Raw genomic sequence first — 15,999 nt, forward strand, 5'->3', positions numbered from 1 at the left:
TGATTGACAAAATAAAAAAAACCACCCTGACGGGAGTGCCAGGGTGGTTTTTGATCCAATGAGGTTACGTATTAGCGGAGGGCGTTCCTGAAAGCTTCAGAAGTAGCCCACTTGCTGAACTCAAGGTCAGTCAAGGCAGCTGATTTTAAATCAGGGTTAATTTTTACGGCATTGGTAAGGTTGCTCACCACACCATCGGCATTGCCTAAACGGGCCGAAGCTACTGCTGCACCGTAAAATGCGTGCGCATGATTGCTGTTGAGGCGAGTGGCTTCACCAAATGAAGTCAATGCATTTTGATAGTCTTTGTTCAAGACTTGCGCCAGTCCTTTGTTGAATAAATTATCCGCTGTATTGGCAGCAGAGGATGTTGCGCTGACCGCTTCGCTGTATTTAGCGATGGCGATAGCGGCTGAACCTTTAACACCGTTTACACCGGCAGCATTATCGCCACGAAGACCTCCGCTAAGGGCTTTGTTAGCATTGTTGTAGGCTGCGTAAGCATTGCCTTTCAACATAGCAACAGAAGCAAGGTTTGCGTTAACCTCCGGAGCATTTGCATTAATGCGGGCTGCAAGGTCAAGTTGAGCTTGTGCTTTATCGATTAATGAAGATGAGTTGGAAGTATTATCAATAGCTTGAGCGATATAAGCTGCAGCCAGGTTGTTATGGGCATTCCAGTTTGTTCCTTTTTTAGTAGCAGCTTCATAGATAGAAGCTTTTTCTTCTAAAGAAGGAGTAAGCGTTGCGGAGTACATCAATTCTTCAAAAGAAAGTGCGCCTGCATTCGCTTGACCGGATGTAATTTGCTTGGCGAGAACAGCAATCTCAGCATCAGTCTTTTTGTCTTTGATGGTAAGGATTTCGGTCTTGGCAGTTCTTAATTTAGGGTACACATCTTTGAAAACTTTTTTGTAGGTCTTCAATTTTGCCATTTGTTTTTCCTGGCTTTCAAATGTTCCGCCACCGTTAATGATGTTCAGGTATTCGGCTTTTTCTTCTGAAGTAATACCATCATAAGCGGAAAGTGCCGTGCGGAATTCAGCCCAATCACGTACAACCGGCTTCAGGATAAACTGGATGTCCTTAGCCATATCCTTGTAGTCGTATTTCTTCATTTGATCGCGGTAGTATTTTTCAATGGCCTTTGCGCGATCAGGGGAAAGTTTGCTGTTGATCCGTTCAGCACCTTCAGGTGAGTGTGTTCCGGTGATGGAAACGGTTTTGGTAATGTTTTTAGAAGCGATAAAGGCATCCAATTGCTTTCCTTTGTCGCTCTTTATTTCGGAGGTGCGAAGTACAGAACGGCCTTGTTCAAAAATAAAGTCGGGGATTACAATCGGTATAATTTCTTCCTGGTTGTTATAACCATGGTTTGCATAAGCCGCGAAAGCCACAGGCTTAACAAGTTTTGAGGTGGTGATAACACCAACGGCAACATCCATGCGAGGTGTTGCTTTTGATTTTGATCCTTTGGAAGCAACACCCTCAACCTGTAACACGCCAGACTTCATGGCTGGAACGTAAGCAAAGTCAAACTTTTTGGTTACACGAGGTTGTTCTGTGTTGCTGTTCGGGTAATCTTCGGCCTTAAACTCAATAGGAGCAAGGGCGGTTTCCTGATTACCATATTTGTAAAAGGTATTAACTGTATAAACAGTACCCTTTTTTAACATTTTTACCGGAAGATTGGCGGCCATATCGAACGATACAGTGTCCTTGTGCACCTCCAGCGGGTTAGGGGTAACAGTAAGTTGCTGCTCTTTCGACATTTTAACCATCTGGGGGAGGGTACACCCAGCCAGGCTAAGGGCGCCTACAATCAAGAATGCGTAAACAAATTTTCTCATTGGATTTATATTTTGGTTGTTTTAAGCGAGTGGCAAATGTAGCCTTCTATGCTTTTTTTTGCAATTATAGTCAAAAAATAAAGATTTCGGCCTTCGGTTAAGGTTTGGCGGAACCTTATATTTGTGAATATGTCCATTAGTCGGTAAACGAACGATAATACAGACGAAAGCCAAATAATTATGGGTAATATGGTTGATAAACTTCAATTATTTTTGGAGGAATACACTTTTGGCGTGTGCGCCCGGCTAGGTGAAAAATTTGGGATAGCCACCTCAACCATACGACTGTTCTTTATTTATGCCTCCTTCATTACTTTCGGATCGCCAGTGATTATTTACCTGGCCTTGGCCTTTATTATGAACCTGCGCAAGTCATTGCGCAAAAGAAGCCCTATTTGGGATTTTTAAATGGTATAGATTTTTTCCCCAACAGGTAGTAGTCTACGATAATCATCCCGCGGAAAACCTTGTCAAGGCTGTACGGGTATACCTCCCTAAGCATTGTGCGCTGACGCTGTGTGCCGGGAAGGGATTTTAGAAAGTGCAGTATGGCTTTGATAACCGCTATGCCATCGTTTACATGCCCTTCAAGCATAAATTTTAGGGCAGCAACCATATCAAGCAGCAAACGGAGGGGTAGTTTATACAGGAGTTGGGCCGTGGGCAGGTGTTTATAGATGAGGCTGAGCCCATTACGGAAGTTGTAATAGGTTTTGCGCGGGTTGTTACGCGGCAGGGTACCGGCACCTACATGAAAAACTGTACTTAAACCACAATAGGATACCTTTTTGCCCATTCGGTGGATTTTCCAACATAAATCGATTTCTTCCATGTGGGCGAAAAATGTCTCATCAAGGCCCCCCAGGGAATGGTAGGTATCGCTCCTGATGACCAGGCATGCACCAGAAGCCCAGAACACCTCGCGGGTATCATTGTATTGCCCCTCATCTTTTTCGGTATGGTTAAAAATCCTTCCCCGGCAAAAAGGATAACCCAACGTATCGATAAATCCACCACCGGCACCGGCATATTCGAACTGATCTTTCTGGTGGTAGGACAATATCTTCGGCTGCACGGCCGCAACCTGGGGCTCGTTTTCCAATAGGGTGATCATCGGCTCCAGCCATCCGGGTGTCACTTCGATATCGGAGTTTAACAGGACATAATAAGGTGTATTGATTTTTTTCAAGGCCAGGTTGTATCCACCACAGAAACCATAGTTTTTGTCAAGTTGAATAACCTCAACAGTTGGAAAGTTCTTTTTAACATAAGGGATAGATTGATCAGAAGATCCGTTGTCGGCCACAACAATAGTAGCATTGGCGGTGTGTTCAACCACGATCGGGAGAAACTGCTTGAGCAATTTCTCGCCATTATAATTTAATATGACAACGGATACCTTACTCAAGCGTCTGTTTTAGCCCATCATGCCGCTAAGGTCCATGCCGGGTATATTGGGCAATAACCCTTCAGTGCTTTTACGAAGTTCTTCTTTAGCCAGTAGTTCTGCTTCTTCTGAGGCCTTGTTCACGGCTGCAATGACCAGGTCCTGAACAATAATTTTATCATCGGCTTTCAATAACGATGGGTCAATATCAACCGCTAATAGTTTACGTTTTCCATTTACAGTTGCCTTAACCATGCCTCCGCCCGACTCGCCATGGGCTGTAATCTTATCTAAGTTGTCTTGTGCTTCTTTTATACGGGCCTGCACCTCTTTCATTTTGCCCATCATTTTCATCATGTCGAACATAAGCAGGGATTGTAGGTTGTCGAATAATTCGCAGCAAATCTACCAATTTGTGCTATCTCTTCCGCAGTAATACAACCGAGCCGCTTCGTGTAAACGATGTTCCCGACAGGTCGGTTAACCGCGCAACGAAAGCGTATGTCCCTTCGGGTTGGTCTTTTCCCCTGAATGTACCGTCCCACCCAACATCAATGTCGCTGGTGGAGAAGAGTAGTTCGCCCCAACGGTTGAAGATTTGCATTTCAAACCGGGCAATGTATTGACCGAAAACGCGGAACTCTTCATTTTGCACTGGCCCTTGTTTGTCGGGGGTAAAAGCCGTTGGGTAAAATAATTTTGGTTCCTTTTTTAATTCAATTTCATTGGAAACAGCCTGGCCTAAACCAGCCTGGTTTGCGTTGGCCCTTACGATGTAGCGATAAACTTGTTCGTTAGGATTTACATCGGAATCCAGATAGGTTAAAGTACCAGCTCCAAGCGGTATAGTTTGCAGTAACTGGCCCTGAAGGTTATATTTTTCGAGTATATACTGATTGACTCCATTCAGCCATCCCTCGTAGCCTGACCAGCTAAGGGATGAGTAATTTTCGGGTGTAAGGTTTCCGGTTAACCTGATCGGACAAATTTCAATCCCCTGTGGTGCGCTGTTGCCACACACGTCAACGTAGTTCACCCGATAACAGAATTCATCAAGGGTAGTGTACGCGTTATCAAAATACTGGGCCAGGGTGGGTTTACCAATAAGCTGAAAATTACCGCTACCGGGTTTTCTTAAAACACTATAATCAATGGGTTGAAAAGCCGGATCCTGAGGCCAGGTCAGATCAAGTCCTGTTGCCGTTACTTGTGCTGTGGCGTTATTGATAGCCGTTGGTATATCGGTTGAAAAGGCAGTAACACACTTAACAAGGGAAATACTTCGGCTACCATTGGTATAGTTTGAAGTGAGTTGATAGCAGTACTCTGTTTTGCAGACCACATTATTGTCGATAAAAGAAGAAGTGGCGGTTGTTCCTGCCGGTAACCCATCGCGATTAATGGAAAAATTTGAAATACCGGTTGCGTTTGTTGCCCAAGTCAGGTTATTCTGATTATTCTGAGCTACAGCATTCAAATCGGCACTGCAAATAATGTTGGAGTAGACCGTGGTATTATTGCAAGGATCGAATGCTCCTAACCGGAAGCAATAGTAATTATCATCAGGCCTAAGATTGGTAAGCGATGTTGTGGAGGCATTATAAAGTGTTTGTGCAAGTTGAAAAGCAGTGTTGTTGTTGGTAGCGACTTCAAGCCGGTATAAGATATTGGGTGCGGCCGTGTAATTGAGTGCAATTGAAGTTGAATTGATAACGGTAAGTTCGTTGATGAATGGTGGCGGTAACACGGCCAATGCATTTACCGGTAAGGTGTTTGATCCGCAATTGTCGTCTGCATTTACATCCTTCCCCCGAACAGAAATGGTTTTATTTCCGCTGGTTGCGTAGGTATGGTTACTGACAGCCGCGGCACCTTTTGGCACCTGTACTTCCGGGCTGCCATCATTGAAATTTATAATGTAGGCATCGTAGTTGGTATCGGTAACGCGAACCTGCACCTGGTTTCCGCCACAAGTGTACACATCAAAAGCCGGAGGTGTGTTTGGGGTAACCACTATTTGTATGTCATCGATGCCAAGGTTCTGGTATAAAACCCGTAACAAGTAAGTGCCCGGTTGGGTGTAGGTATGTACAAATATATTTTGCTGTGGGGTGGAGTTATCGCCCCAATCAATATCGCAGGGGTTGCCACCGGTACAAAAGCCCGTTGTAATAAGGTTGGTGTTGGTAATGGTAACAGTAAGGGGTGTACAACCTTTGCGCTCATCAACCGAAAAGCGGCCCAGGCGACTTATGTATTGTGCCTGTGCCAACAGGGGGAATAGTACCAACAGACTAATTACAAGCCGGATAATCATGAAATGTTTAATTCGCGAATAAACCGTTCGGCACTCACCAGGTCGTGGTGCAGAACGCGATCTTCTTCTACAAACGGAACAGCCTGCCTGAAAGTATCTACAATTTTCTCAAGTTTAGGGGATGTTTTTGACGGCCTGCGGAAATGCAGCGCTTGTGCAGCCACGGTCAATTCGATGGCCAATATTGAATAGAGGTTATTAACAACCCGGTGAGCTTTGGTGGCTGCGTTAGCGCCCATACTTACGTGGTCTTCCTGCCCGTTGGACGACACAATTGAATCAACCGAAGCGGGCGTGCAGAGTTGTTTGTTCTGGCTTACCAGTGAGGCCGCAGTATACTGAGGAATCATCATACCTGAATTAATACCCGGATTGGCCACGAGGTAATTCGGTAAGTCGCGTGAACCAGAAATTAGTTGATATATCCTTCGTTCTGAGATGCTTCCCAGTTCGGCCAACGCCATCGCCAGATAGTCTAGTGATAAGGCCAACGGTTGTCCGTGAAAGTTCCCGCCTGAAATGATGGCATCGTCTTCCGGGAAAACATTAGGGTTATCGGTCACGCTGTTCACCTCGGTAAGGATAATACCGGTTACATGATTGATTGCATCGAGGCTGGCGCCATGGACCTGGGGTATGCACCGGAACGAGTAAGGGTCCTGCACATGCTTTTTCTTTTGATTAATTAAATCGCTGCCCTCCAGTAAGGATAGAAATTCTGCAGCGACATTTACCTGTCCTTTCTGTGGGCGAATAGCATGAACGTTCGGCAGAAACGGATCAATCCGGCCGTCAAATGCATCCAACGAAAGTGCACCGATAATATTTGCAAGTTTAATCAGCCTGTGTGCATGTAATGTGCACCACACACCATAGGCACTCATAAACTGTGTTCCATTTAAAAGTGCCAATCCCTCTTTTGCTTTGAAATGGACTGGCTCCCAGTTGAAGTGCTCGTTGATTTCTTTGCCTGTAAGCAATTTGCCTTGATGGTGTACTTCACCATGCCCGATAAGCGTTAGCGCCAGGTGCGCTAAAGGTGCCAGGTCGCCTGACGCACCCAGTGAGCCCATTTCATAGATAACCGGGTAAACTTTATGATTGAAATAATCGGCCAGTCGTTGAACGGTTTGCAACTGAACGCCTGAGTAACCATAAGCCAAGGACTGAACTTTCAGGAACAGCATGAGTCTTACGATTTCATCAGGAATTTCCGGCCCTGCACCGCAGGCATGCGACTTCACTAGATTCTCCTGGAGTTTTTCAAGTTGATCGTGTGCGATATAGGTATTGTACAACGAGCCAAAGCCGGTGTTGATACCATAAATCGGATGGGTGGTATTTTTTAGCTTTTCGTCCAGGTAATCACGGCAGTGATTGATTTTTTGTTTGGCTTCATCGGATAAGGTAATTTCAATATCACTGAACGCTAATGTGCTCAGATCATCAAGCGTGAGCTCCCGGGAAGATATAGCGTGCTTTTTTTTCAACTGGATTAGTATGTGAGTTTATGAATGATGTTGTTGATGGTAAGTTTTTCCTGCTCTCCGCTTTGCATGTTTTTGATGGTGAGATCTCCGCTCTTCATTTCTTCTTCGCCCACTACCAGGCAAAACGCAATCATTTTCTTGTTGGCATAATCCAACTGCTTTTTAAGTTTGGTTACATCCGGATAGATTTCACAGTTAATTCCGGCTTCCCTTAGTTTTGTGAGCAGCGACAAGCCATAGGAGCGGGTTGATTCATCAAAATGACAAACAAGAACTTTCGATGACGACAATGTTTCTTTCGGAAACAATTTCAGTTCCTCCATCGCATCGTACAGACGATCAATACCAAAAGAAATTCCTACACCCGACAATTGTTCTTTCGAGCCGAAAGCTTGCGTAAGGTTATCGTACCGGCCGCCACCGCTTACACTGCCAATGGCCACATCGTTAATCTTCACTTCAAAAATGCAGCCCGTATAATAACTGAGGCCGCGGGCCAGCGCAATGTCAAATTCAACATGTTCATCATCTGCCTGGTACTGGTTGAGTAAATCTAAAACTTCTATCAGATCACTTGTACCTTTTAAACCTGCTGTTGATTGGGTGAATGTTGTTTTCAGCGCGTCAAGCTTCTCACGGTTAGTTCCTTTTGTGCTGAGCAGGTTAAACAATCTATCGATTTGATTTGCCAAAAAACCTTTTTCAGTCAATTCATTGCGCACACCAGCTTCACCAATTTTATCGAGTTTATCGATGGCCACAAAAAGATCATTCACTTTCCTGACAGCACCTAAAACTTCGGCAATCCCATTCAGCACACCACGATGATTAATCTTAATCGAATAGTTGTTGATGTTAAGTTTGTGCATTACTTCTTTAATCATCAACACGATCTCAGCTTCGCAGATCAGTGAATCAGTACCCACCACATCGGCATCGCATTGATAAAACTCCCGGTACCTGCCTTTCTGCGGACGATCAGCCCGCCAAACAGGCTGAATTTGATAGCGTTTAAAGGGCAACGATATTTCATGCCGGTTCATCACCACGTAGCGGGCAAACGGAACCGTGAGGTCGTAACGAAGGCCTTTTTCAGAAATTTCTGCTACAATACTTTTTGAGTTTCGTGTTTCGAGCTTGTCTTTATCCACATCTTTCAGAAAGTCTCCGCTATTCAGGATTTTGAATAAAAGCTGATCTCCTTCATCACCATACTTTCCTGTCAGGGTGCTGAGGTTTTCCATGGCGGGGGTCTCCAATGGCTGAAAACCATACTTTTGAAATACCGTGCGGATGGTGGTGAGAATAAACTGGCGCTTAGCCATTACAGAAGGCCCGAAATCGCGTGTTCCTTTCGGTAAAGCAGGTTTTTCCATACAAGGGCAAAGCTAATACGATTGCGGAAAGCAAGGGTAATTACGCTCATTTTTAAGCTAAAAACACAATATTGGCTATGGGCTTTTGCCTATGTGGCGGAAAGCATTATTTTTGCGCTCCTTTTAACAACAAAAGTCATGGCAGTAACCCGTTTAAAGAGAAAGAACCGCAAGGATAAGTCAAAATCCGCGGTAAGACGTCAGAGCTTAAAAATCCAAAATGCTAAGCCTGTCATTAAGAACGTTGATATCGAGAAAATTAAAGAAGCGTTCAAGGCGAAGAAAGCCTGATCAGTCCTTTACATTTTACCACTACTATACAGTAGCCCTTGCTCCTTATCGAGCAAGGGCTTTTATTTTTTAACCTATGGCTTGCAGGCAGATTGCATTTCTTAGTTTCTTGCAGACCTTAAAACTACTACTCGTTTATGGCTCCTTTGAATCTTGTTTGCTGGAATGTAAATGGCATCCGTTCGATTATTAAAAAGGATTTTTTAAAAGATGTAAAAGCCATGGCACCCGATATGCTATGCCTTCAGGAAACCAAGGCTTCGGTAGAGGATGTTAAATCGGTGTTGGAGCTCATGCCCGAGTACAAAGGCTATATCAATTCATCCAAAGCGCGGCAAGGTTATTCCGGCACGGCTATTCTAACCAAGACAGAACCGGTTTCAGTTACCTACGATATGGCCATTGAAGAACATGACCAGGAGGGCAGGGTAGTAACGGCTGAGTTTGAGTCGTTTTTCCTGGTTACCGTTTACACACCCAATGCAGGTGAAGGATTGAAAAGACTGGATTATCGTGCTCAATGGGATGAGGAATTCCGTAAGTATGTGGTTGGTTTGAACCGCAGAAAGCCAGTTATTATTTGCGGTGACCTGAATGTGGCACACCAACCGATTGATATTGCACGGGCAAAAGATAACTACAACAAGTCAGCCGGCTATACCCAAATTGAAATTGATGGCTTTCAAAAATTATTGGATGCCGGGTTTGTTGATACCTTCCGGCATTTTCATCCGGAGGCGGTAAAGTATACCTATTGGAATTATATGTTCAATGCACGCGCACGAAACGTGGGATGGAGAATAGATTATTTTCTGGCCAGTAAATTATTGGTGGATAAAATCAAATCAGCAACAATTTACAATGAGTACTACGGGTCCGATCATTGCCCGATAGGGCTTACCATTCAGGTTTAATTCAGAAAGTACAGCACAAAAACAGTTACCGAAAGCAACTGAAAAAGCTTTTGCACCCTACGGTCGGCTTTAAAGGCCGACCAGCCTGTAGCAACACCCAGCGTTAGAAAGAAAGCGAAGTCCATAAAAAACCGTACGGGTGTTTGGTCATGCCATGAACCAAATGGAAGCTGGAAGCTTAATTCCAGCGAGGCGAATTGAAGAATAGAAAACAAGGCAATCAGAAAGTGAAGAACTGCACAGCCAATACCGATGTGTTTTGCTTGCATCAGTTTATTCGTTCAATGTCAGCACCTAAGGATTTCAACCGTCCATCAATATTTTGATAACCCCGGTCAATTTGGTCGATACTGGAAATTTCACTAACACCATTGGCAGATAGTGCTGCAATCAGTAAGGCTACCCCAGCGCGAATATCGGGGGAAGCCATTTTTATTCCACGCAACGGATGTTTGCGATCTAAACCAATTACAGTAGCACGATGCGGATCATTCAAAATAATCTGTGCGCCCATGTCGATCAGTTTATCTACAAAGAAGAGCCGGCTTTCAAACATCTTCTGGTGGATGAGTACCGTTCCCTTGGCTTGTGTAGCCACTACCAAAACTATACTGATCAAATCGGGAGTAAAGCCCGGCCAGGGGGCATCGGCAACAGTTAAGATTGAGCCATCGATAAAGGTTTCGATTTCATAATTCGCTTGTGCGGGAATGTGGATATCATCACCCCTGAACTCCATTTTAATGCCCAGCTTTTTAAAAACATCGGGTATCATGCCCAGCATATCAATACGGCAATTTTTAATGGTAATTTCCGATTGCGTCATAGCCGCAAGGCCAATGAAGCTACCAATCTCAATCATGTCGGGCAGCAGGGTATGCTCGGTGCCGTTTAATTTTTCAACACCTTCAATACTAATCAGGTTGGAGCCGATGCCACTGATTTTTGCACCCATGCGGTTAAGCATCAGGCAAAGTTGTTGAAGGTAGGGCTCGCATGCTGCATTATAAATAGTTGTTGTGCCTTTTGCCAACACAGCCGCCATAATAATGTTGGCCGTTCCGGTAACAGAAGCCTCATCCAACAGCATGTACGTGCCCTTCAGGTGACTGGCATCAATGTGAAATAGCTGATCGTTCGATTCGAAATTGAATTCGGCTCCCAGTTTTTGAAATCCGATAAAGTGAGTATCCAATCTTCTTCTCCCGATTTTATCGCCACCGGGTTTAGGTATGTTGGCTTTTCCGTAGCGGGCTAATATGGGGCCGAGTAACATAACCGAGCCGCGAAGGGCTGCTGCTTTCGTACGATAGGCATCGGTTTCTAAAAATTCTGTGTGGATAGTTTTGGCCGTAAAACGATATGAACCAGTGTCAAGTTTTTCAACCTGGCAACCTAAATCACATACTAACTCAATCAGTTTGTTGACATCACGAATATCAGGAATATTGTGTATGGTTACCGGTTGATCGGTAAGGAGTACGGCACAAATAATTTGAAGCGCTTCGTTCTTGGCACCTTGCGGTGTAATTTCACCTTTCAGTTTTTTACCGCCCTTAATTCGGAATATACTCATGTAGTCAATTAACAGTTGATAGCTAACAATTGACAATAATAAAGATTTCTGTTGGCTATTCCATAACCACAATAGAACTGTCAGTCACTTGTTGAAACCTGAAATAAAAAAATGAAATAGCCTTTGACAAGCTCAGGCTGACAAATATTAGTCTCTTCTTCTGCGATTCTTATTCTTGTTGAAAGGCTTTTGATGGCGGTGTTTGCCACCTCCATTGTTCCGGTCGCGCTCACGCTCGCCTTGTACAGGCTGTAGTTTTTTCTTTTCACGGTAAAGCATCTCGAACAGGTTTTCTTCACGCACCTTATCGATGTTAAGCGTTAGTCTCCCTTCCGACATGATCCTGATGTCATTGAGGATAACTGAATCGTCCAGTGTTTCTTTGTTCCAGGCTCCGAAGAAGGTTTTCATCAGTTTACCCAGGTAGATGATCGCATCTTCCCGTTCAGATGGATCTTCTTTTTTCATGGCCTCTTTCACCAGCTTCTCAATGTTCTTGCCATAGTGCTTGAACCTTACCTTGCTTTGCGGGTAGTCCACTTTCATAGGCTTCTTGAAAAGTACTTCGGGTTCGGGCACCGGGTATGGATTGTTGATATCGAGGTTAAAATCGGCTATGATGTACAGGTCATCCCAAAGGCGCTGTGGGTTTTCAGGTTGGTCTTTTAAACTTGGTGTAAGCTGTTTGATCAGTTCAATCAGTGTAGCGGCCAGTTCAGTACGCTTTTCCTTATCGGGAACGCTACGGATGTACTCCACTAATTTCTGAACGTTGCGTCCGTATTCCTTTAAAATAATGTGTGGTCTTGCGGTGTTGTATTCGCCTATCATGTAATTGGATTTATGGATGCAGAACCGTAAAAATCAATATTCTGCCTTAATTGTGTATTCTGAGTTTGGCAAAGCTAAGTAATAAGGTCTTCTCACCAAAATCGTCAAATAGTATTTTAGCCTTCCTGTCGGCCCCGGAATCATCCATTTTGGTTACCGTTCCATAACCGAATTTAGGATGCTCCACCTTCATGCCTTCCTGCAATATGGAGGTATCGCTTGGGGTAAAGTCGACCGGGGTTTTATAGGAGGTTGCCGACTTTTGAACCGGTGCTGAGGAGGTTGTTCGTTTGATGCCATTGACCAGCGACCGGGCATAGTTTCCTGACGGGCGCGGAGAGGATTCCAGTCCGCTAAACTTTGTACTGACTTTGATATACCGCTGATCGAGGTCATCTAAAAAACGGCTGGGTTCGCAATTTTTCAACCGGCCAAAGCGATAACGTGTTAGTGCGTAGGAGAGAAACAATCGTTTTTGCGCACGGGTAATGGCTACATAAAAAAGCCTTCGTTCTTCTTCCAGTTCGGCCCGGCTGCTGAGCATCATCTGCGAGGGGAACAAGTCTTCTTCCAGCCCAACAATGTACACGTATTTAAACTCAAGACCTTTCGCCATGTGGATGGTCATCAGCGTAACCTTTTCCGGATCTTTATCCTTGTCTTCATCCTGCCCGGTAATGAGTGATACATCTTGAAGGAAAGCGCTTAGCGATTTGTCTGTTTTCTCCGGATCATCTACATACTCTTTAATGGCGTTCAATAATTCCTGAACGTTTTCATAACGACTTAACCCTTCTACGGTCTTATCTTCATACAATTCACGCAGTAAACCTGAACCTTTAGAAATTTCAAAGGCCGCATCATAGGCATCTTTTCTTTCAATCTCAATACTAAAGCGTTTGATAAGTGTAACAAAATCATCTACCGCTCCGGCTGCGCGGCCGCCAATAAACGATGAAGCATTTTGCAACACTTCCCAAATAGAAATGGCGTGGTCATTGGCGGCAATAACAATCTTATCAACGGTGGTATCGCCAATTCCCCGCTTGGGTAAATTGATTATTCTTCTGAAAGAGGCTTCATCGTTTTGATTGAGGGCAAAACGGAGGTAGGCCAGTAAATCTTTAATTTCCTTTCGTTGATAAAACGATAACCCGCCAACCACTTTGTATTTGATGTTCATCCTGCGCAAGGCCTCTTCAATTGCCCGTGACTGGCTGTTGGTTCGGTAGAGTATAACGAAGTCGCTGAACTTGAGCTGGTGCTGCATCTTTTCCTCAAAGATGGACGAAGCCACCAACCGCCCTTCTTCATTATCCGAAACGGCTTTGATCAATTCTACCAGGTTTCCTTCTTCGTTGGCCGTCCAGACCGTTTTAGGAAGTTGGGCCCTGTTTTTTTGGATAACTGAGTTGGCCGCTTCTACGATGGTTTGTGTGGAGCGGTAATTCTGCTCCAGCTTAAAAACTTTAAGGTCAGGGTAGTCGCGTTCAAAATTCAGTATGTTGGTAATATCTGCTCCGCGGAAAGCGTATATGCTTTGCGCATCATCGCCTACCACACAAATATTTTCCCAGCGTGAGCAAAGTTTGCGGATAATGAAATACTGGCACAGGTTAGTGTCCTGAAACTCATCCACCAATACATACTTGATCCTGTGCTGGTATTTGTTCAGCGCCTCCAGGTGTTCTTTAAAGAGCTTGTCGGTATTGAACAATAAATCATCAAAATCCATAGCGCCAGCTTTGAAGCAACGCAGGGCGTAGGCTTTATAAATGTTGCCCATCTCCGGGCGCATATTGGAAGCGTCATCGCTTTTCAACTCCGGGTTGGCGAGGTATTCCTGCCAGCTTATCAGCCTGTTCTTGGCGGCTGAAATACGATTATACACCACATTGGCTTTGTAGGTGGCCTCATCAAGACCCAGTTCCTTAACAATGTTTTTTATCAGTGTTTTGGAGTCGTCAGTATCATAGATCGTAAAGCTGTTGGGGTACCCCAACAGGTGTGCTTCGGCCCGCAGGATGCGTGCAAATACCGAGTGAAACGTACCCATCCACAGGTTGCGGGCATCACCGCCAACAACGGTTTCAATCCGCTCGCGCATTTCTTTGGCGGCCTTGTTGGTAAACGTCAGCGCCATAATACTGAAGGGATCCACCTGCTTATCGCGAATCAGGTGGGCAATGCGGTAGGTCAGTACACGGGTTTTTCCTGAGCCGGCCCCGGCAATAATCATAGTGGGGCCTTCGGTGTTGATTACTCCCTCACGTTGCGCTTCATTCAGTTGATCCAGGTAATCCATATCGGGGTGCAAATTAAGCGATCAACACCATGAATAAAGTTTCGGTTTATATTTTTTCCTGTTTGAATTGAAATTATTCTTCCGATCCGTCTACTTTTGTTAAACCGCTTTTTAGTTGACATCATCCGATAACTCTTTTTTTATTCACGATGGGTTTCCCATAACGGCAGCCGAGCCGTGGTTTAAAGTAAAAGTTCAACTCATCCAGCGGTATTTGCGATCTTTTGTTACCCATTGCGCTGAAAAATCGGATGAGATTATTGTGGTGGATTTATTTGCTGGCAGCGGATTGTATTCGTTAGGCTACCAGAAAGAACTGTTTGCCGGGTCGTGCCTCGCCTCGTTGCAGGCCGATCTTCCCATTTCGAAATGGATATTTTGTGAGCGCGATCCGGAATCCGCGAAAGCGTTGAAGATCAGGGTTAACAAATATTTCAAGGGTAAAAATGTTTTGATTTTTGAAGATTCGCTGGAGAAACTGCCGGAGAAACTTCAGTATTACGTTCCGCAATCAAAACGGGGATACCGCGTAAGCGTGTTTTGTATAGTCGATCCGTTTGCCATTGATGTGCCCTTTTCGATGCTGGACACGCTGCAAGGCATGGGCTTTAGCTTTGTTGTTCCGTTTACCTTTAGCCTGAACGACCGGCACAACTATCGTTTTTACCTGAACGAGCACCGGGAGAAATTAAAAAAATACCTGGGTGGTTACAAAGACATTGAAAAGCTGGAGGATGTAAAAAGCAACCTGGAGTTTTACAAGCGCACCGTTCGGATGATCCGCAACAATATGCTGGTGTTGGGCATGAACAGTTCACTGGCGGTACAGCGGCTGGATTCCGGATTGATGGAATTGCCGATTTACTATGTAGGAATATTTTCAAAAGCATACCCGGCACGGGTTATTCAACGCGAGGTGGAAGAAACGGTTCACAATCAGTTCACGTTGTTTGATGCGGTGTGATTTACCAACTTATCTTGTTTGTCAGGTTGAGCCTGTCGAAACCTGATTAATTCTGAATTTCCGGATTATCCTATTCCGAAATAATGCCTTATGTTTATGCGCTTAATTAATACCTATGATCAAGATCGGTGATGTGCTGGTATCGGACGATATAAAAGAGAAGGAGTTCGTCTGCAATTTGGAAAAGTGCAAAGGCGCCTGTTGTGTGGAAGGCGACTATGGCGCACCGCTGGAAGATGATGAACTGGACATCCTGAAAAAGATTTATCCGAAAGTAAAGCCCTACCTCACCCCGGAAGGAATAAAAGCCATTGAAGAGCAGGGTACACATGTGCTGGATGATGATGGCGATTTTTCAACCCCTACCATTGGTGGTAAAGAATGTGCCTATGCGTTGTATGATGCTAAGGGCATATTGAAATGCGGGATTGAGCAGGCTTATTATGATGGTAAGATTACATGGAAGAAACCTATCTCCTGCCACCTTTACCCCATTCGCATAACCAAAAAGAAAAATTTTGAAGCCGTGAATTATCACAAGTGGAGTATTTGCTCACCCGCCTGCGCCTTGGGCAAGGAGTTACAGGTGCCCCTCTATAAATTTCTTAAAGATCCATTGGTAAGAAAATACGGACAGGCGTGGTATGATGAATTGGTGCGTGAGATTGAGAAGGTGGAGGTTAGTAAATAGGAGGAGG

Annotated in this window: 15 protein-coding genes; 5 read left to right on the top strand and 10 right to left on the bottom strand. The window is 44.6% G+C overall.

The window, feature by feature from the left end:
* Positions 1-71: 71 nt before the first annotated feature.
* Positions 72-1,850 (bottom strand): hypothetical protein, encoded by a 1,779-nt coding sequence (locus tag KIT51_07070; GenBank protein UYN88007.1) that lies wholly within the window; start codon positions 1,848-1,850, stop codon positions 72-74.
* Positions 1,851-2,039: 189 nt separating this feature from the next.
* Between KIT51_07070 and KIT51_07075 the strand changes: the two genes are divergently transcribed.
* Entirely contained in the window at positions 2,040-2,258 is a 219-nt protein-coding gene (locus tag KIT51_07075) for a PspC domain-containing protein (protein UYN88008.1), read from the top strand.
* Here the strand turns inward: KIT51_07075 and KIT51_07080 are convergent.
* Genes KIT51_07080 through hisS form a run of 5 tightly spaced genes read right to left on the bottom strand, consistent with a single transcriptional unit; the run spans position 2,242 to position 8,420 of the window.
* Positions 2,242-3,258, bottom strand: coding sequence for a glycosyltransferase family 2 protein (locus KIT51_07080; protein ID UYN88009.1), 1,017 nt, complete (start codon positions 3,256-3,258; stop codon positions 2,242-2,244). The genes KIT51_07075 and KIT51_07080 overlap by 17 nt on opposite strands.
* A gap of 9 nt (positions 3,259-3,267) precedes the next feature.
* Entirely contained in the window at positions 3,268-3,603 is a 336-nt protein-coding gene (locus KIT51_07085; GenBank protein UYN88010.1) for a YbaB/EbfC family nucleoid-associated protein, read from the bottom strand.
* Positions 3,604-3,655: 52 nt separating this feature from the next.
* Entirely contained in the window at positions 3,656-5,554 is a 1,899-nt protein-coding gene (locus KIT51_07090; GenBank protein UYN88011.1) for a gliding motility-associated C-terminal domain-containing protein, read from the bottom strand.
* Positions 5,551-7,044 (bottom strand): histidine ammonia-lyase, encoded by a 1,494-nt coding sequence (gene hutH, locus KIT51_07095; protein UYN88012.1) that lies wholly within the window; start codon positions 7,042-7,044, stop codon positions 5,551-5,553. The genes KIT51_07090 and hutH overlap by 4 nt, the downstream gene beginning before the upstream one ends.
* A 5-nt stretch (positions 7,045-7,049) precedes the next feature.
* Entirely contained in the window at positions 7,050-8,420 is a 1,371-nt protein-coding gene (gene hisS, locus KIT51_07100; protein UYN88013.1) for a histidine--tRNA ligase, read from the bottom strand.
* 21 nt (positions 8,421-8,441) lie between these two features.
* Between hisS and KIT51_07105 the strand changes: the two genes are divergently transcribed.
* Both KIT51_07105 and xth read left to right on the top strand, forming a co-directional pair.
* A complete protein-coding gene (locus tag KIT51_07105; protein ID UYN88633.1) occupies positions 8,442-8,711 on the top strand; it encodes a hypothetical protein in 270 nt (89 codons plus the stop codon).
* Positions 8,712-8,848: 137 nt separating this feature from the next.
* Positions 8,849-9,625 (top strand): exodeoxyribonuclease III, encoded by a 777-nt coding sequence (gene xth / locus KIT51_07110; GenBank protein ID UYN88014.1) that lies wholly within the window; start codon positions 8,849-8,851, stop codon positions 9,623-9,625.
* Here the strand turns inward: xth and KIT51_07115 are convergent.
* The 4 genes from KIT51_07115 to KIT51_07130 all read right to left on the bottom strand — a co-directional run bounded on the left by KIT51_07115 (position 9,622) and on the right by KIT51_07130 (position 14,337).
* A complete protein-coding gene (locus KIT51_07115; protein UYN88015.1) occupies positions 9,622-9,894 on the bottom strand; it encodes a hypothetical protein in 273 nt (90 codons plus the stop codon). The two genes, xth and KIT51_07115, sit on opposite strands and share 4 nt — an antisense overlap.
* Positions 9,894-11,201: a UDP-N-acetylglucosamine 1-carboxyvinyltransferase gene (gene murA / locus KIT51_07120; protein ID UYN88016.1), complete on the bottom strand. Its 1,308-nt coding sequence runs from the start codon at positions 11,199-11,201 to the stop codon at positions 9,894-9,896. Before murA ends, KIT51_07115 begins: the two co-directional genes overlap by 1 nt.
* Before the next feature lie 147 nt (positions 11,202-11,348).
* A complete protein-coding gene (locus KIT51_07125; GenBank protein UYN88017.1) occupies positions 11,349-12,032 on the bottom strand; it encodes a DUF4290 domain-containing protein in 684 nt (227 codons plus the stop codon).
* A 46-nt stretch (positions 12,033-12,078) separates the two neighbouring features.
* Positions 12,079-14,337, bottom strand: coding sequence for a UvrD-helicase domain-containing protein (locus KIT51_07130; GenBank protein UYN88018.1), 2,259 nt, complete (start codon positions 14,335-14,337; stop codon positions 12,079-12,081).
* A gap of 115 nt (positions 14,338-14,452) precedes the next feature.
* On the opposite strand from KIT51_07130, the gene tcmP reads away from it, so the two are divergent.
* Both tcmP and KIT51_07140 read left to right on the top strand, forming a co-directional pair.
* Positions 14,453-15,301, top strand: coding sequence for a three-Cys-motif partner protein TcmP (gene tcmP / locus KIT51_07135; GenBank protein ID UYN88019.1), 849 nt, complete (start codon positions 14,453-14,455; stop codon positions 15,299-15,301).
* A gap of 115 nt (positions 15,302-15,416) precedes the next feature.
* Positions 15,417-15,992, top strand: coding sequence for a DUF3109 family protein (locus KIT51_07140; protein ID UYN88020.1), 576 nt, complete (start codon positions 15,417-15,419; stop codon positions 15,990-15,992).
* The last annotated feature ends 7 nt before the right edge of the window (positions 15,993-15,999 follow it).

This window comes from Cyclobacteriaceae bacterium, assembly GCA_025808415.1.
Taxonomy (GTDB): domain Bacteria; phylum Bacteroidota; class Bacteroidia; order Cytophagales; family Cyclobacteriaceae; genus UBA2336.